This window comes from Hymenobacter plasmatis, from assembly GCF_020711255.1.
Classification (GTDB): Bacteria; Bacteroidota; Bacteroidia; order Cytophagales; family Hymenobacteraceae; genus Hymenobacter.
In genome coordinates this window covers 41,844-60,030 of sequence record NZ_JAJFAW010000029.1, presented here as the reverse complement: position 1 = coordinate 60,030, position 18,187 = coordinate 41,844, and the positions used below count along the sequence as shown (strand labels likewise).

General features: G+C 58.3%; 13 protein-coding genes. 6 read left to right on the top strand and 7 right to left on the bottom strand.

Annotated elements, in window-relative coordinates:
- Positions 1-215: 215 nt before the first annotated feature.
- Positions 216-1,085: a tetratricopeptide repeat protein gene (locus LJ738_RS18305; protein WP_227787803.1), complete on the bottom strand. Its 870-nt coding sequence runs from the start codon at positions 1,083-1,085 to the stop codon at positions 216-218.
- 232 nt (positions 1,086-1,317) lie between these two features.
- A complete protein-coding gene (locus tag LJ738_RS18300; RefSeq protein ID WP_046244842.1) occupies positions 1,318-1,626 on the bottom strand; it encodes an HU family DNA-binding protein in 309 nt (102 codons plus the stop codon).
- Between the two features lie 188 nt (positions 1,627-1,814).
- Here LJ738_RS18300 and mutY point away from each other — a divergent pair, with 188 nt between their 5' ends.
- From mutY to LJ738_RS18275, 5 genes are all read left to right on the top strand, one after another.
- Positions 1,815-2,897 carry an A/G-specific adenine glycosylase gene (gene mutY, locus LJ738_RS18295; RefSeq protein WP_262907733.1) on the top strand — a complete coding sequence of 361 codons (1,083 nt, stop codon included), beginning with the start codon at positions 1,815-1,817 and terminating at the stop codon, positions 2,895-2,897.
- A 140-nt stretch (positions 2,898-3,037) separates the two neighbouring features.
- On the top strand, positions 3,038-3,463 hold the full coding sequence (locus LJ738_RS18290) for a single-stranded DNA-binding protein (RefSeq protein WP_227787802.1): 426 nt from the start codon (positions 3,038-3,040) through the stop codon (positions 3,461-3,463).
- A 142-nt stretch (positions 3,464-3,605) separates the two neighbouring features.
- A complete protein-coding gene (gene gldD / locus LJ738_RS18285; protein ID WP_227787817.1) occupies positions 3,606-4,193 on the top strand; it encodes a gliding motility lipoprotein GldD in 588 nt (195 codons plus the stop codon).
- Between the two features lie 105 nt (positions 4,194-4,298).
- On the top strand, positions 4,299-6,398 hold the full coding sequence (recG, locus tag LJ738_RS18280) for an ATP-dependent DNA helicase RecG (RefSeq protein ID WP_227787801.1): 2,100 nt from the start codon (positions 4,299-4,301) through the stop codon (positions 6,396-6,398).
- 666 nt (positions 6,399-7,064) lie between these two features.
- Positions 7,065-8,519 (top strand): hypothetical protein, encoded by a 1,455-nt coding sequence (locus tag LJ738_RS18275; protein WP_227787800.1) that lies wholly within the window; start codon positions 7,065-7,067, stop codon positions 8,517-8,519.
- A 78-nt stretch (positions 8,520-8,597) separates the two neighbouring features.
- Here the strand turns inward: LJ738_RS18275 and LJ738_RS18270 are convergent, their stop codons facing one another.
- From LJ738_RS18270 to LJ738_RS18250, 5 genes are all read right to left on the bottom strand, one after another.
- The gene (locus tag LJ738_RS18270; protein ID WP_227787799.1) at positions 8,598-10,388 is read right to left on the bottom strand and encodes an acyl-CoA dehydrogenase FadE; all 1,791 of its coding nucleotides are present in this window, start codon (positions 10,386-10,388) and stop codon (positions 8,598-8,600) included.
- A 216-nt stretch (positions 10,389-10,604) separates the two neighbouring features.
- Positions 10,605-11,789: an acetyl-CoA C-acyltransferase gene (locus LJ738_RS18265; RefSeq protein WP_227787798.1), complete on the bottom strand. Its 1,185-nt coding sequence runs from the start codon at positions 11,787-11,789 to the stop codon at positions 10,605-10,607.
- A 123-nt stretch (positions 11,790-11,912) separates the two neighbouring features.
- Positions 11,913-14,321 carry a 3-hydroxyacyl-CoA dehydrogenase/enoyl-CoA hydratase family protein gene (locus LJ738_RS18260; protein WP_227787797.1) on the bottom strand — a complete coding sequence of 803 codons (2,409 nt, stop codon included), beginning with the start codon at positions 14,319-14,321 and terminating at the stop codon, positions 11,913-11,915.
- 66 nt (positions 14,322-14,387) lie between these two features.
- A complete protein-coding gene (locus LJ738_RS18255; RefSeq protein ID WP_227787796.1) occupies positions 14,388-14,864 on the bottom strand; it encodes a MarR family winged helix-turn-helix transcriptional regulator in 477 nt (158 codons plus the stop codon).
- Positions 14,865-15,043: 179 nt separating this feature from the next.
- The gene (locus tag LJ738_RS18250) at positions 15,044-16,825 is read right to left on the bottom strand and encodes an AMP-dependent synthetase/ligase (RefSeq protein WP_227787795.1); all 1,782 of its coding nucleotides are present in this window, start codon (positions 16,823-16,825) and stop codon (positions 15,044-15,046) included.
- A gap of 196 nt (positions 16,826-17,021) precedes the next feature.
- Here LJ738_RS18250 and LJ738_RS18245 point away from each other — a divergent pair, with 196 nt between their 5' ends.
- Positions 17,022-18,179: an arginase family protein gene (locus LJ738_RS18245; protein WP_068189265.1), complete on the top strand. Its 1,158-nt coding sequence runs from the start codon at positions 17,022-17,024 to the stop codon at positions 18,177-18,179.
- The last annotated feature ends 8 nt before the right edge of the window (positions 18,180-18,187 follow it).

Below are 18,187 nucleotides of genomic sequence, written 5' to 3'. Positions count from 1 at the left end.
GCCACACCCAGGAGGCTACGTGAGAGAAAGGCAGCTGGCTCCTTTCCCGTTAGGAAAACTGCCGGCCGCCGCTACGCCCCGTGAGGCTTACTTCTTCTTGTGGCGGTTCTTGCGCAGGCGCTTCTTGCGCTTGTGAGTGGCAATCTTATGACGCTTTCTTTTTTTACCGCAGGGCATGATGCTTGGGGGTTAAGTTGGTGTTTGAGTTATTGTAGCTATTTCAATTTGGCGATTTCTTCGTCTACCGAAGCGGCCAGGGCCGGGTCGGCGCTGAGGCTTTTGGCGGTAAGAAAAGCCGCCTTGGCGCCTTCCTTGTCGCCGGTGCGGGCCAAGGTAACGCCAAGGTAAAACTGGCCGTTCACGTTCTTCGGATTGACTTTCACCAAGTCCTGGAAGCGTTTCACGGCTTTGTCGTACTGGTTACTTTGCACCGCCAGAATGCCCATGTTGTACAGGGCTTTCTCATTGCGGGGGTCCGTAGCCAGCACTTCGCGCAGGAGCGTTACACCCTGCACGGGGTTATCGGAGGCCATGTAGGCCATGCCGAGGTTGGTTTTAGCATCTAAGTTGCCCGGTTCCTTCTGCAAAACTTTTGCGTAAAGCTCCCGGGACTTGCCACCCAGCAGTTTTACCCGCTCGTCGGAAGCTGCAAAACTAAACGCTTGGAAGTAAGCATCGGCTGCCCGCTGCCAGTTTTGAGCACTTGGGCTAGCCAAAGCAACCTGCTCCAGGTAATAGCCGGCGCTGTCAAACCGCTCTACGCTTTCGTAGCGGCGGGCCAGCGTGATGGCTGCCGCCGACTGAGCTGCCGCATTGGGCGCCGCTTTGTACTCCGCCAGCAACCGGGCCAGTTCCGCCCGCTGGGCCGGAGTAGCCGTGGTGTGCGGGGCAGCCGCCGGTGCCGAAGCACTGTGGTCGTGCCCGTCGCCGTCGGAGTGGGCCCCGCCGTTGTCGGTAGCCGTAGCGGGCACCGGTCCCGAGGAAGCCTCGGTTTTGGAGCCGTTGGTGTTGGGACCGCCACCGTCACGGTTGGCCGTTTTCGCAGCGTCGCTGCTCAGCTCCGACCGACTTTCTTTTGGCTTCATGATGCCCTTGGGCAACACGTATAAGCCCCCGACCAGTGCAAGTGCAGCGGCGAGGACGACCAATTGATGAGAAGCAGAACGGGATGTAGCCATGGGCTGAAAAAAACCGGCCGCCGGGCTTTCCCTCTCGGAAAAGACACCGGCGGCGCGGCCGGTAATTCATTGCCTTATAGTCAGCAGTGGATAATTAGTAGGCTGATTACTTAATACCTAACGCTGTCTACTGTTGAATTTAGGCTTTGGCAGCAACGGCTTTCACCTTCTTGCTGTTCTTGATTTTTGCCACGAAGGTTTTCGAAGGCTTAAAGCTCGGAATGTAGTGCTCCTCGATGATGAGGGACGTGTTTTTCGAGATGTTGCGGGCTACTTTACGGGCGCGCTTCTTGTTTACGAACGAGCCAAAGCCGCGTACATAAATGTTGTTGCCTTCCGTCATAGAATCCTTCACGACTTTGAAGAAAGCTTCAACAGTCATCAATACGTCTGCTTTCTCGATGCCGGTCTTCGTAGAGATTTCGGCGATTACCTCAGCTTTAGTCACGTTGGTATGGTACTTAGGTGGTTAAAAAAATTACGTTTTTAGGCAAAAAATCCCAAATTCCAGCGTAAGCCCTTGCCCGGTAGGCGGTTCGCCCTTGAATTGGGGCCACAAAGGTAGCCCCCTTTTTTTGTTTTAACAACCCAGACGACTAAACAAGTCCAGGGCCCAAATTATTCTCTTTCAAAATTTTGACAAAAATAACTTCCCGGCCTTCCTTTCTGGCCGCCGCGCTTCTGGCTTGGTATCCGCGGCATTCCCGCGACCTGCCCTGGCGCCACACCCGCGACCCGTATGCCATTTGGTTGTCGGAAATCATACTGCAGCAAACCCGCGTAGCCCAAGGCCTCCCCTACTACGAAACATTCCTGGCGGCCTACCCCACGGTGCAGGATTTGGCCGCCGCTCCAGAGGCTGAGGTCCTACGCTACTGGCAGGGTTTAGGTTACTATTCGCGGGCTCGCAACATGCACCTTACCGCGCAGCAGGTGGTGCAGGAGTACGGCGGCCGTTTCCCCAGTACCTACGCCGGCTTGCTGCAGCTACGGGGCGTGGGCCCGTACACCGCCGCGGCCATTGCCTCCTTTGCTTTTGACGAAGCAGTGGCGGTGCTTGATGGCAATGTGTACCGCGTATTGGCCCGAATTTTTGGGCTGCACTCTGATATTGCCGCGCCCAGCTCCCGAAAGGAGTTCCAGGCCCTGGCCGACCAGCACATTCCGGCCAGTACCCCAGCCGATTTCAACCAGGCCATTATGGAGTTTGGGGCCATTCAATGCACGCCTCTCAAGCCCGATTGCCTGTTTTGCCCCTTGCAAAGCCAGTGCTGGGCGTTTCAGCACGGCCAGGTAGCCTTACTGCCGGTAAAGAGCAAGGCAAAGGCCTCGCGCACCCGCTACTTCCATTACTTCGTGCTGCGCCACGGCGAGCAGACGTACCTGCGCGAGCGGCGGGAGAAAGATATCTGGCAAGGGCTCTACGACTTCGCCATGACCGAAACCACCGTGGCGGAGCTCCCACCCGCGGAGCTGATGCGCCACCTCGATGCGCTGGGCGTGCGCCTCGACACCAGCCAGGCCTCCGAACCCAGCTCGGCCTACCGCCATGTCTTGAGCCACCAAAAACTGGAGGCGCGCTTCCATCCTCTGGTATTAGCTCAACCCCTGCCCGAAACCACGCTGCGGGACTTAGGGCTCCGTGCCTACTCTGCCAATGAAATCGAGGCTCTGCCCAAGCCCAAGTTGATTGCTAACTATTGCAGCCAGAATGCGTGAGTCAGCTCTGCCTATTTATATTAGCTAAACCTGCTTATTTTTTTAGCAATTCCTTGGCTCAACTCAATTTAATCTGTTATCTTTGAGCAAGAAAAGGCCGGGTGGCTTTTTCGATTCTGTATTTCCTAACGAGCAATAATATGGCCGGAGTGAACAAAGTGATTTTGGTAGGCAACCTAGGCAAAGACCCCGAAGTGCGCCATTTGGAAGGCGGTGTGAGCGTGGCTCATTTCACCCTCGCTACCAACGACTATTATAAGGACAAGCAGGGCAACCGGGTGGAGCGCACCGAATGGCACAACATCTCGGCGTGGCGCGGCTTGGCCGACATGGCTGACAAGTACCTGAAGAAGGGCCAGCAAGTGTACATCGAAGGCAAGCTGCGCACCCGCCAGTACCAGGACAAAGACCAGCAGACGCGCTACATTACCGAAATCATCGCCGATGAGATTTCGATGCTGGGCGGCCGGCCGCAGGGAGCCGCTGGCGATGCCAATGCTCCGGCTGCTGCCGAGCCTCAGCAAAGCTTCCGGCAGGAACCGGAGATGGACCAACTGCCGTTTTAGTGGCGAAACAACGTTTTTCAGGAAAAGCCCCGGCACTAGCCCGGGGCTTTTTACGTTGCGACCAGCACGGGCCAAAGGTTACCTTTGACGCCTTGGGCCCTTTCCGATGCGGACGCGCCGCTTCTTTAGATTAGATTACGTGATTTCGATACTGAAAAAACTTCCTGCCTTGGTAGTAGCGCTGGTGCTGCTGGCGAGCTGCTCGTCGGCGCCCGATTTTACGCCTAAGCCCAAGGGCTACAACCGCATCGATTTGCCGGCGCACCGCTACCGCATGCTGCCGGGCAACCACCCGTATACTTTTGAGTACTCCACGCAAGCGGTGGTAAAGCGCGATTCGTCCTACATGGCCCAGCCGCATTGGATTAACGTGTACTACCCCAAGCTGCACGCCAACGTGCAGATAACCTATATGGACGTGCAGCGCGACCGGCGCCTCTACAACAAGATGATGGAGGACGCCCGCAAGCTCACCGGCAAGCACGAAATCAAGGCCACGGCTATCGACGAGCGGATTCTGAAAACTCCGAGCGGCATTCGGGCTTCGGTGTTTGAGCTGCAAGGCGAGGTGCCCAGCCAGTTTCAGTTTTACACCACCGATAGCACCAAGCATTTCCTGCGCGGGGCCCTGTACTTCCAGACGGCTACGGCCAACGACTCCCTGGCCCCGGTGATAGAGTACGTGAAGACGGACATAGTGCGAATGCTTAATACGCTTAGATATAAATAGGCTTCATTTAACATTTATCAATTAACATTTAACACGCTGATGCCCCTGGATTGGTGCATATCAGTCAATTTGTTAAATGATAAATGTTGATTGATAAATGGAAAGATGAGTAATTTCTTCAATACCCGGCTTGAGTTTTTGCGCACGGTGGGCAGCACCCAGCGGGCCCAATTGCTGGGCAAAGAGCTGGGGCTGTTTACTTACGGTGACCTGATTCAGCGCTATCCGTTCCGGTACCTGGACCGAACACAGGTGTACAACGTGGCCGACCTGCACGACGACTTGCCTTACGTGCAGGTGAAGGGCATGCTGCGTGGCAAAGAACTAATAGGCGAAGGGCCCAAGCAACGCCTCACTGCAAAAGTGGGCGACGGCACCGGCGAGTTGGAGCTGGTGTGGTTCAAGGGCGTGAAGTGGGTGCAGCAGTACACCAAGAACAACCAGGAGTACATCGTCTTCGGCAAGCCCACCATGTTCAACGGCCGGCCGCAGATGGCCCACCCTGAGCTGGAAGAAGTAACGGAAGCCAAGCCCGGGCAGAGCTTTTTGCAGCCGGTATACAACACGTCAGAAAAGCTCAAAAACTACCACCGCATCGACAGCAAGGCCATTATGCGAATGGTGGCCGAGTTGCTCAAGCTGGCGCAGTCGCACGTCGTGGAGTCGCTCTCGCCGGCGCTCATTGAGCACTATGGGCTGATGAGCAAGGCCCAGGCGTTGCAGCAGATTCACTTTCCGCAGAGCCCGGACCTGCTGGCGGCGGCCAAATTCCGGCTCAAGTTTGAGGAGTTGTTCTACGTGCAGCTCAAGTTGCTGCGCCAGCGCGACCAGCGCAAGGTGACCCTGGCTGGGCAGATTTTCAATCAGGTCCCCACGCTGGTAGACTTCTACAAAAACCACCTCACGTTTGACCTGACTGGGGCGCAGAAGCGCGTTATCCACGACATCTACCAGGACTTTTGCGCCGGCCAGCAGATGAACCGGCTGCTGCAAGGCGACGTGGGCTCTGGCAAAACCATTGTGGCCTTCATCGCCATGCTCATGGCCGCCGACAACGGCGCGCAGAGCTGCATTATGGCTCCCACCGAAATCTTGGCCGACCAGCATTACACCGGCCTGAAGGTGTACGCCGATGCCCTGGGCATCAGCATTGGCAAGCTCACGGGCAGCACGCGCACGGCCGAGCGGCGGGTGTTGCACGAGGCCCTGCGCAACGGAACCATGCACATGCTGGTGGGCACCCACGCCCTGCTCGAAGACGTGGTGCAGTTCCGCAACCTGGGCCTGACTATCATGGACGAGCAGCACCGCTTTGGAGTGGCGCAGCGCTCGAAGCTCTGGCAGAAGAACCCGCACGTCATCCCGCACGTGCTGGTGATGACGGCCACGCCCATTCCGCGCACGCTGGCTATGACGCTGTACGGCGACCTCGACGTGAGCGTAATTGACGAGCTGCCCGCCGGCCGCAAGCCCATTGTGACCGTGCACCGCTACGACGCCAACCGGCTGAAGGTGTTTGAGTTCATCCGGGACCAGGTGAAGCTGGGCCGACAGGTCTACATTGTGTACCCGCTGATTGAAGAATCGGAAACGATGGATTACAAGGACCTGACCGACGGCTACGAGAGCGTGTCGCGGGCCTTTCCGGAGTTCCAAATCAGCATCGTGCACGGACGCATGAAGGCCGAGGAGAAGGACTTCGAGATGCAGCGCTTCATCAACAAGGAAACCCAGATTATGGTGGCCACCACCGTGATTGAGGTAGGCGTGAACGTGCCCAACGCCTCGGTGATGGTGATAGAATCGGCCGAGCGGTTTGGCCTCTCGCAGCTGCACCAGCTGCGTGGACGGGTAGGCCGCGGCGCCGACCAGAGCTACTGCATCCTGATGACGGGATTCAAACTGAGCAAAGACGCCCGCACCCGCCTCGAAACGATGGTGCGCACCAACAACGGCTTCGAAATAGCCGACATCGACCTGAAGCTGCGCGGACCGGGCGACCTAATGGGCACCCAGCAGAGCGGCGTGCTCGATTTGCTGATTGCAGACCTCGCCAAAGACGGCCGCATTCTGAGCGAAAGCCGGGCCGCAGCCCAGGCTTTGCTGTCAGAAGACCCCGACTTGGTAAACCCTAATAATGGGAACATCCGGCGCCACATCGAAAGCTTGCCGGCATCAGCCGTAAACTGGAGCAGGATTAGTTAAGGGTTTTTATAATATTCTAATTCTATAATATCCGACAGGGCAAAAAAAAGGACTCTGTTAGGAGTCACGTTTTTTGTCTAGAACAAATTGGCTAGGAGACTGGGGCCGTTTTGTTGGGGCTGGACTGTGTCTTGGGCAGGCTTGGCTGGCTCAGTGCTAGTTACTTGATGAACAAACACTACAGTAGTGTCGGGGGAAGTCGTCGTTTCTACACTTTGTGCCACAGCAACCGGGGACGATTGTTTGGCAAGTTTGCCACTGATAATGAGGGCAGATAGAAGAGTAAATTTGAGCAGTGATTTCATAATTTCTATAACGTCTTGGGACTGCGAAGGTACGGTAGAGGGTAAATTTTGTTAGGTTGAGGTGGGCAGACTAGGCTAAATGCACGACGAAATAGGGCCGTAGCACGTCGAATTTAAGTTGAACCGTTAAGAGAATATTATATCCCTTTAATGCTCTATAAAGGTGGACAGTAAGGGAATGGAGTCCCTGTACGTAGGAGAAACCACTAGTGTTATGCTTAATAATATCTTTTTATTATCCCGGCTCAATTTTAGTGCCGCAACTGGCCCAACTGCGGCTGGCCAAGGCTTGAATGGGTACTTTTGACCACGACAGGCAAACACATTTTGCCTACTCCTACTTTAAACAAAACCAAATTTTATGTTGCATCGAGTATTGCTGGCGGGGCTACTGGGCTGGGCACTAATGGGCAACGCCAGCCCGGCCCTGGCTCAGAAAGTAAAATCGGCCCCGTTCAGCTACCTCCCCGAGCAGGGCACCGACCGCTACGACATGCGGGTACCCCAAAAGACCCTGCCCCTGACCGATGGCACCGGCTTCGTGATTCTGGCGCACCAAAGCGCAGGCGGCTATGCTGTGGAGCGCTACGATGCCGACCTTAAAAAGCAGTGGAGCACCACCATTCCGGTGAACCCCGGGGAAACCCTGGAAGCGTTTGGGCGCGGCCCCCAGCAGGCGCTGGTGGTGCTGCACCACAAGGACGAAAGCAGCCAAAACCTGAGCGTGGTGGCCGTGAACCTGCAAAGCGGCCAGAAAGGCGCGGCCAAAGTGGTGATGACGGCCCCGGCCCGCGACCGCCGGCCGGGGGTGTCTATCTCCCCCGATGGCACGCGGCTGGTGGCCTTCCGCTACTTGGCGCGCGAGCAGCAGGTGAAGAGCATTGCTGCTACTCTATTTGACCAAAACCTAGCCCAACTGCAGGAAAAAGCTTACGACTTTCGCGACTTGGGCGACTTCTTCTCGCCGTCGGTGCACGTGGCCAACGACGGCACCCAGTACGTGACGCTAATCAGCGACCACATGAAGAAGCTGACCGTGCGCCGCTACCCGGCCGGAAGTTCAACTGAAATAAAGGTGCTGGGGGTGCCGGTGGGCGGCACGTTCGGCGGCAAGTCCGTCACCATCCGCGATGCCCAGTTTAAGGTGCTGAACGATGGCAGCCTGTATGCAGCCGCGCTGTGCGCCGACTACCAGACCGGCGAGTATTACAGCCTAAAGGTGGTGAAGTACGATTTCAGCGGTGCCGGCGACATGAAGTTCTCGCCGGAGTTTCGCTTCACGCCCGCCTACCTGGCCGAGGTGAGCAAGTCGAGCGGTATCGATGTAAAGCGCCTCGACGACGTGTACCTGGGCGAGCTGCTGCTGACCCCGGAAAAGCAGCTGGTGGTGGTGGCCGAAAAACACTTTGAGGAAGGCGGCAGCGAAGCCCCCGTGCATGCGCGCGAGCTGCACGTGTTCGGCTACAATGAGTACGGCCAGCCCACTTGGCACAGCATCGTGGCGAAAGACCAAGTGGCCCCGGCCGTGGACGCCTACACGGGCATCGGGTTTCGGGCGGCAGTTTTTGGCAGCACCGTGCAGGTGCTTACCCTGGAAACCATCAACAAGAAATCGGACCTCTACCTGCGCCGCATCAATACCCAAACCGGCGTAGTGAGCCCTCCTGAGCGACTGAAGCTGAATGTGGCCGACGACAAAAGCCTGGCCTACGTGAAGGACTTCACCACCTGGCTCGGCGAGAAAACCATCATTGCCGTGAGCCGGCCAAGCAAAAAATCGGCGGCCCTGCAGCTGGAAAAAATCGTGGTGAAATAGCTCAACTCCGCTATTGCCCATAAAGAAGGCCGCTCCTGGTTCCAGGAGCGGCCTTCTTTATGCACAGAAAATCAAGGATTAGAAAGCGTACTCGTTGGCCTCAATGAGAACCGCAGCTACGCGGCGACGGGCATCGCGCACATTCAGCAGCTCGGTTTTGGTGAAGCGCTTCAGGCCCATGGTCAGCAAGCGCTGCTCATCGCCTTCGCACATGCTGCCGATGGCGTCTTTGCCGGCTTTCTCCACCGTGTCCACGGTGTCGGTGAGGTACACGCGGGCCATGTCGGCTTGCACCGAGAGGGCTTCGGCACCCTTGGTGCCCGCTTCCTTTTCCACGCGCAACAAGGTGCTCTCGGCCGTGTAGACCTTAATGGCCATGTCGGCGATGTTCATGAGCAGTTCCTGCTCCTTGGCCAGGGTGGCGGCGTATTTCTGCACGGCCGTGCCGGCTACCATCAGCACCGCCTTCTTCAGGTTGGCAATGGTCTTGAACTCCTTGCTGAACAGGCCGGTTTCTTCCTCCTGGCTCAGGCTCGGGATGCTCAGCAGCTCCTGCTGCACGGCCATGGCCGGACCCATCAGGTCAATTTCGCCTTTCAGGCCTTTCTTCAAAATCATGTCGACGGCCAGGAGCCGGTTGATTTCGTTGGTGCCTTCAAAAATGCGGTTGATGCGCGAGTCGCGGTAGGCGCGGTCCATGGGGTAGTCGGCCGAGAAGCCGTAGCCGCCATAAATCTGCACGCCTTCGTCTACCACGTAGTCGAGCACTTCCGAGCCTTCCACTTTCAGGATAGCGCATTCCACGGCAAACTCGCGGGCCGCGCCCAGCAGGGCCTCGTTGGCGCCTTTGCCTTCGGCCATGAGCTGCTGCTCCATGCGGTAGATGTCGGAACCGGCGCGGTAAATGGCCGACTCCACGGCGTAGATGCGGATGGCCTGCTGCGCCAGCTTGTAGCGAATGGCACCAAACTTGGCAATCGGCATCTTGAACTGCACCCGCTCGTTGGCGTACTTCACGCTCAGCGTTGCGGCCATTTTGGTGGCGCCCAGGCAGGCCGCGGCCAGCTTGATGCGGCCGATGTTCAGCACGTTGAAGGCAATGAGGTGGCCTTTGCCAATCTCGCCCAGCACGTTTTCTTTCGGTACGGGAGCATCGGCGAAGAACACCTGCCGGGTGCTGCTGCCCTGGATGCCCATCTTGTGCTCCTCGTTGCCGAGGCTGAGGCCGGGCGTGTTTTTCTCCACGATGAAGCCGGTGAACTTGTCGCCGTCAATCTGAGCAAACACGATGAACACGTCGGCAAAGCCGGCGTTGGTAATCCACATTTTCTGGCCGTTGAGCACGTAGTGCGTGCCTTCGGCGTTGAGCACGGCCTTGGTCTTGGCGCCCAGGGCGTCGGAGCCAGAGCCGGGCTCGGTGAGGCAGTACGCGCCCATTAGCTCGCCGCTGGTGAGGCCGGGCAGGTACTTGGCTTTCTGCTCTTCGTTGCCAAAGTACAGAATGGGCAGCAGGGCAATGCCGGTGTGCGCCGCAAATGCCACCGGGAACGAGTGGCCCCCGCCTACCCCCTCGGTCACGCGTAGCGCCGTGGGAAAGTCCATGTCCAGCCCACCAAACTGCTCGGGCACGCTCACGCCGAACAGGCCCAGGTGGCCTGCTTTTTCCATAAGGCCACGCATCAGGCCTTCCTCGTGGTTGTCGAGGCGCTCCAGCAGCGGCTGCACCTCCGTCCCGACAAAGTCCAGGCAGGTTTGGTGCATGTAGTTCTGCTCTTCAGTAAAATCGGCTGGCGTGAAAACGTCCTGCGCAGCGGTTGGCTTGATTATGAATTCACCGCCCTTGAGGGGCGCTTTCTGCGTTACTTCCATGACGGGTGGTAATTAGGTTAGGTGGGGTAAAAGGTAAGAAAAATCGGGCAAATTTGTTAGGCACGCCTACTACTTTGGGTAAAGAAAACCCCGGATGAGCGGGGCTTTCTTTGTTGTAAAACACTAGGGAAGCTGGTGCTGGTTCTCAGAAAATCAAGCCATTTGGCAGGCTTTGTTTAGCTCAACCAAACAGCCGGCTTTCTGCAAGAATCTTTTCTATTTCAGCAGTTCGTAGATGCCTGCCACGCCCTGGCCGCCGCCCACACAGGCCGTGACCATGCCGTACTTCTTGCCACGCTCGCGCAGCTCGTCGAACAGCTGGATGCTGAGCTTGGCACCGGAGCAGCCCAACGGATGGCCCAAGGCAATGGCGCCGCCGTTCACGTTCAGCTTCTCCGGGTCGATGCCCAGCTCACGCACTACGGCCAGCGACTGCGAGGCAAACGCTTCGTTTAGCTCAATCAGGTCGATGTCATCGAGCTTGAGGCCGGCTTGCTTCAGCGCTTTCGGCACGGCTTTGATAGGGCCCATGCCCATGATGCGTGGGTCTACGCCTTCGGAGGCGTAGTTCACCATGCGGGCAATGGGCTCCAGGTTCAATTCCTTCACCATGCGCTCCGACATCACCAGCACAAATGCCGCGCCGTCGGAGGTTTGCGAGGAATTACCGGCCGTGACGGTGCCGTTGGCCGCGAACACGGGGCGCAGCTTGCCCAGAGCTTCTACCGAGGTATCGGCGCGCGGGCCTTCGTCGGTATCCACCACGTAGGAGCGGCTTTTCTTCTTGCCGGTGGCCTGGTCCACGTAGGTTTCCTCCACCGTTACGGGCACGATGCTCTTGGCAAACTTGCCGCCCTGAATGGCCTTGATGGCCTTCTGGTGCGAGTTGTAGGAGAATTCGTCCTGGTCCTGACGGCTGATGTTGTAGTCCTTGGCCACCGCCTCGGCCGTGAGGCCCATGCCCATGTAGTAGTCGGGGTGCTTCATGGCCAGGTTGTAGTTGGGCACGGTTTTCCAGCCCACGGTGGGCACCATGCTCATGCTCTCGGTACCGCCCGCGATGATGCAGTCGGCCATGCCAGCCGTGATTTTGCCCACGGCCATGGCAATGGTCTCCACGCCCGAGCCGCAGTAGCGGTTCACAATCAGGCCGGGCACGTTGATGGGCAAAGCCAGCAGCGAAATCAGGCGGCCCATCTGCAGGCCTTGCTCGGCTTCCGGCACGGCGTTGCCGACGATAACATCGTCGATGCGCGTGGGGTCGAGGGCCGGCACTTGGGCTACCAGGTGCTTGATAACGTTGGCCGCCAGGTCGTCGGGCCGGGTAAAGCGGAAGCCACCACGGGGGGCTTTGCCCACGGCCGTGCGGTAACCAGCTACGATATATGCAGTGTTAGACATATTGTTTTTATTGTCATGCTGAGCTTGCGAAGCATCTTATCACGTTCGCACCGCTCGGGTAGGTTGGGTTTCTGACGAAAGCAGCCGTGATAAGATGCTTCCTTCGTCAGCATGACAAACGAATTAGTTGCGCAGCGGCTTGCCGGTGGTTAGAATGCTCTGAATCCGCTCCAGCGTCTTCCGCTCGCCGCAGAGGCTCAGGAAAGCTTCGCGCTCGAGGTCCAGCAGGTACTGCTCGCTCACTTCGGTGGGCGACGAGAGGTCGCCGCCGCACATCACATAAGCGAGTTTGTCGGCGATGAGCTGGTCGTGGGTCGAGATGTAGTTGCCCTGCTGCATGGCGTATACACCGGTTTTGAACATGGCCAGTGCACCCTTGCCGTGCACTTTGATGTTGGTTTTCTGCGTGGGCTGGGTGTAGCCGGCGTCGGCCAAGTCGAGGGCGGCTGCTTTGGCGGCAGCAATTACGCGGTTGCTGTTCACCACAATCTCGTCGCCCCGGCGCATGAAGCCCAGGTCGAAGGCTTCGGCAGCGGAGGTCGAAACCTTGGCCGTGCTGATGGTCATGTAAGTGTTGCGCAGCAGATTGAATTCGGGTTCGCCCTCTTCGTACTTAGCCGCCGTGCGCAAGGTCATCTCCTTGGTGCCGCCGCCAGCTGGAATCAGCCCAACGCCGAATTCTACGAGGCCCATGTAGGTTTCGGCCGCGGCCACTACCCGGTCGCAGTGCAGGTTCAGCTCGCAGCCGCCGCCCAGTGCTAGGCCGTGCGGGGCGCCCACCACCGGAATGCTGCTGTAGCGCATGCGCATCATGGCGTTCTGGAACTGCGCAATCATCATGTTCAGTTCTTCAAACTCCTGCTCCAGCGCCTGCATGTACACCAGGCCCAGATTGGCACCGGCCGAAAACTGCGGCGCGTCGTTGCCAACCACTAGGCCGCGGTAGCCAGCTTCGGCCATGTCCACGCCCTTCAGCAGGCCTTGAATAACGTCCTGGCCCAGCGAGTTCATCTTGGAGTGGAACTCCACGTTCAGGATGCCGTCGCCCAGGTCAATTATCGAAGCGCCAGCGTTTTTCCACAGCACCTTGCCAGTGGTGCGCAGGTTGTCGAGAATGATGAAGTTCTCCACGCCGCGGATGGGCTGGTAGCTCTTGGTTTCGGCATCGTAGTACTCCTTGCTGCCGGCGGCGTTCACCTTGTAGAAAGTGGTGTGGCCGGCGGCCAGCATCTCCGTTACCCAGGCAGCGGGCTGCTTGCCTTCGGCCTGCATCAGCTCAATTCCCTTCTGCACCCCCAGCGCATCCCAGGTCTCAAACGGCCCCATTTCCCAGCCGAAGCCAGCGCGGAGCGCGTCGTCAATCTTGTAGAGCGCGTCGGTGATTTCGGGAATGCGATTCGAAACGTAGGCAAACAGGCTGCCGAAGCTCTTGCGGTAAAACTCGCCGGCCTTGTCCTTGCCGCTCACCAGCACCGCGAAGCGCGGCGCCAGAGTATCCATGGTTTTAGTCAGCTCCAGCGTGGCAAACTTCACCTTGCTGCCGGGCTGGTATTCCAGCGTGTTCAAATCCAAGGCCTGGATTTCCGACTTGCCGCCTTCGCCTTTTACTTTCTTGTAGAAGCCCTGGCCGGTTTTGTCACCCAGCCACTTGTTCTCGCCCATCTTCTTAAGGAAGTCGGGCAGTTGGAACACGTCCTTGGCTTCATCGTTGGGCAGGCCCTGGGCGAGGCCGTTGGCCACGTTCATCAGCGTATCCAGCCCCACGATATCGGAAGTGCGGAAGGTGGCCGACTTGGCGTGGCCAATCACTGGGCCGGTGAGCTTGTCCACTTCCTCCACCGTCAGGCCCAGTTCCTGCATGATGCGCAGCACGTCCATGATGGCGAACACGCCCACACGGTTGGCGATAAACGCTGGCGTGTCTTTGGCGAGTACCGTGGTCTTGCCCAGGTACAGGTCGCCGTAGTGCAGCAGGAAATCCACGATGGCGGGGTCGGTGTCCGGCGTCGGGATGATTTCGAGCAGCTTCAGGTAGCGGGGCGGGTTGAAGAAGTGCGTGCCGCAGAAGTGCTTCTTGAAATCGTCGGAGCGGCCCTCCGTCATCAAGTGAATCGGGATGCCGCTGGTGTTGCTGGTGATGAGCGTGCCGGGCTTGCGAAACTGCTCCACGCGCTCAAACAGGCTCTTTTTGATGTCGAGCCGCTCCACCACCACCTCAATGGTCCAGTCGCAGCTGGCAATGTCTTTCAGGTTGTCGTCGAAGTTGCCGGTTTTGATGCGGCTGGCGTCGGCCTTGCGGTAGAGCGGCGACGGGTTCGAGGCAATGGCCGCTTGCAGAGCGGCGTTCACCAGGCGATTTTTCACCGCTGGTGCGTCCAACTGCAGGCCTTTTTTCTCTTCGTCGGGCAGTAGCTCTTTGGGGGCAATGTCGAGCAGCAATACCTGCACGCCAATGTTGGCGAAGTGGCAGGCAATGCGCGAGCCCATGACGCCGGAGCCGAGCACGGCAACTTTCTTAATGGTTCGATTCATCCTCTGGTGGGGTGATGAGGTGGGAAAGTGGTGTGGGTAGTAGGTAAAGCGGCCAGCCGGGGCCGCCTAAGACGAGGCTTCGTGCCGCAGAGGCTTGAGCACGAAATCCTCAAAAAGGGTTTTGCCTTCAATCATGCTCGTTATCTGGGCCGTAACCTTAAAAAAGGTGTCGAGCTGGCTTTGGGATATGCGCTCCCGCACCTTCAGGTTGAAGTGTCGCACGGTCTGCCGCGAAACTTCTTTTTTCTCCAGCCCCAGCGGCGTCAGGAAAATGCGCACCGAGCGTTTGTCCACCGAATCGGCCTGTTTGTAGATGAGGCCTTTTTCCTCCATGCTCCGCAGAATGCGGGTCAGGCTGCGGGTTTCGAGGCCCAGCAGCGGGGCGATTTTGGTGGCCGGCGTGCCCTTCTCCTGGTCAATGTTCAACAACACAAAGCCGATGCTGGTCGTGATGTCGTTCTGCGCCGCCTGGGTGTTGTACATCCGCGAAATGGCGTGCCAGGCCACTTTAATGTTGTAGTCAACGGTTTCTTCGGGTTTCATAAGCGAGCTGAAAGAGCGGTAAACTTACGAAGATTTTGTTATGCTTGCATAACAGTTAGGCTAAAAAAAATTGGGGAAGCCGGAGGTCGTCCCGGCTTCCCCAACAGCTAATTAAATTCCACGAACCTGCTTACGGCGGCGTTGTCCTAAGCGTTATCTGACTATTGAGCCAGCGGCGGCTAGCGCCGCTCGGCCACGTGGTATAGGCTCTCTATAAGGTCCTTGTTGTTTTCGGTGATGACCTTGCGCTTCACCTTCATGGTAGGCGTCATTTCGCCGCTTTCCACGGTCCAGAGCTCGGGCAGCAGCACAATGCGCTTCACCTGCTCCCACTGCGCAAAGCTCTGGTTGTACTTCTTCACCAGGCCTTCGTACAGGTCTACTATTTTCTCATTCTTAATGAGTTCCTCGTTAGACACGTTGGCGGGCACGCCGTTGCGCTTGCACCAGCCCTTCAGGTCGGAGAAGGATGGCACTATCAGCGCCGAAGGGAATTTCTGGTCGGCGCCCACCACCATGGCCTGCTCAATAAGCGGGTCTTCCTTCAGCTTGCCCTCAATCACCTGCGGGGCGATGTACTTACCGCCCGAGGTTTTGAACATCTCTTTCTTGCGGTCCGTGATTTTCAGGAACTTGCCATTGACCAGCTCCCCAATGTCGCCGGTGTGGAACCAGCCTTCCTTGTCGAATACCTCAGCGGTGAGGTCGGGCTTGTTGTAGTAGCCCTTCATCACCGAAGCCGATTTGGTCAGAATCTCGCCATCGGCCGCAATTTTCACCTCAACGTTGTCAATCACCGGCCCTACGGTGCCAATCATGTTGTTTTCGGGCTCGTAGCCGCCCACGGCAATTACCGGCGACGTTTCGGTGAGGCCATAGCCTTCCATCACGCGGATACCGGCCGCCCAGAATACCCGGGCCAGGCGCGGCTGCAAGGCGCCGCCGCCGCTCACAATGCAGCGCAGATTGCCGCCCAGGGCCTCCCGCCACTTGTTGAAGATGATTTTGTTGGCCAGCGCCAGCTGCGTGTTGTACAGGAAACCCTGGTCTTTCTGGGTGTCGTACTTCAGGCCCAGATCGAGGGCCCAGAAGAACAGCTGCTTTTTGATGCCTTCCAACTCGTGCCCTTTGGCCACGATTTTGTCATATACTTTCTCCAGCAAGCGGGGCACCGTGGTGAAAATCTGGGGCTTCACCTCGCGCAGGTTGTCGGCAATGACGTCCATGCTCTCGGCGTAGTAAATGCTCACCCCGTTAATCATGTACAGGTACGTCACCATGCGCTCAAAAATGTGGCACAGCGGCAGGAAGCTCAAGGCTTTGTCTTCTTTGTTTACGGGCACAAACCGTTGCGAGCCGCGGCAGTTGCTCAGAATGTTGTTGTGCGTGAGCATCACGCCCTTGGGGCTGCCCGTGGTGCCGCTTGTATAGATGAGGGTGAGCAGGTCGTCGGGCTGCACGGCGGCCTTCAGGGGCTCTAATGCTGCGGGCTGGCCTTTTTTGCCCAACTCCAGCAACTCCTCAAAATGGCGGGCACCGTCGATTTTGTCGAAGGTGAAGATGTTCTCGGCGGGAATGTCGAGGCCTGCCGTGGCTTCTTTTACTTTATCGTACAGCTTTTTATCGGCCACAAACACGGCGCGCACGCCGGCATCGGTGAAGATGTACTTGTAGTCCTCAACCGTGATGCTTGGGTACATGGGCACGCTCACGCCGCCAATTTGCGCGATGCCGAAATCGGCAAGCATCCACTCCGGGCGGTTCATCGAGATAATGGCCACTTTGTCGCCGCGCTTCAGCCCAATGGCTACCAACCCCAGGCTCACGAGGTTGGCCTCGTCCTGCAGCTGCTGGGTGCTTTTGGGTATCCATTGGCCGCCAATTTTCGCGGCCAAGGCGTCGCTTTTGGGCGAATTGGCTAGTTGGTGCGGTAGGATATCGAAGGAGCGACGAACGTCCATGGGTGGGGCTGGATAAAGCGTATCAGTGAAATTCAGCTTAAATAAAGAGCTTTTTTTCGGGCCAGACTACATTCGGTTAGGCGATGGACAACCCTGCTCTTACTGCTATAAACCAATACAGACGCAAAAACGGCCCAAAAGCCAGCCAATGCGGGCTTTTCCTGCGTAATTTTGGGCGCTTGCCTTTCCGCCCCCAATGAACCTGGCCCTGTTTTTTGACCCGCTGCCGGAAACGCTAACCGCCGCGGTGCCTGCCCCCACCACCCTGGCCGCCTACGCCACCCGTTTTACCGAAACCTTCCCCGACTGGCGCAACGCCGACTTGGCCCTGATTGGGCTGGATGAGTGGCGGGGCAGCGCCGCCGGCCCACCGGCCCCCAACCGCCACGGCGCCAACGAAGTACGCCAGCGCTTCTACCAGCTGCAGAAAGGCACCGGCTCGGTACGCTTCGTGGATTTGGGCAACCTGCGCCCCGGCCTGACCCTGGAAGATACCTACCAGCGCCTGCGCGAAATCATCGGGGCGCTGCTGGAAGAAAACACCGTACCCGTGCTGCTGGGCGGCAGCCACGACCTCGACTACGGCCAGTTTTTGGCCTACGAAAGCCAGGACCGCGCCATCAGCTTTGCCGTGGTGGATGCCCGGCCCGACATGGCCGAGCCCGGCCCCGGCACGCCGCCCGAAGACAGCCACCTGCGCCGCCTGCTGGTACACGAGCCCAACTTTGTGTTCAGCCTGGCCCACCTAGCCCACCAGCAATACCTCACGCCGCCCGAGGTGCTCATTGCCCTCGAAAAGCTGCATTTCGAAACCATGAGCGTGGGCGAAGTCCGGGCCGACCGCCGCCTGGCCGAGCCGCTCATTCGGCAGGCCGAATTCATGAGCGTGGACATCGCGGCGCTGCGCTGGCAGGACGCGCCCGGCTACTTCCCGGCCAACCCTTTCGGCCTGGGCAACGAAGAAGCCACGCAGCTCTGCTGGTACGCCGGGCACAACGAGCAGCTCAGCTCCTTTGGCCTGTACGGCTACCGCGCCGACCAGGACCCGCACGGCATGGCCGCCGCTACCGTGGCCACCATGCTCTGGTACTTCGTGGAGGGATTCTACCACCGCCGTCCCGAAACGGGCTTTGGCACGTTCCGCTTCCTTACCTACACCGTGGTGCTACCCGGCAACCCCGACAAGCTGGTGTTCTACAAATCGCGCCGCGCCGACAAGTGGTGGATGGAAGTGGAGCGCCTGGGCGACAACGCGGTGAAGCGCGTGGTGCCCTGCACTTACGAAGACTACATGAACGCCTCGCAAGGCGACCTGCCGCAACGCTGGATTCGGCTGCAGGCATTATTGGGCTAGCTTTGCCG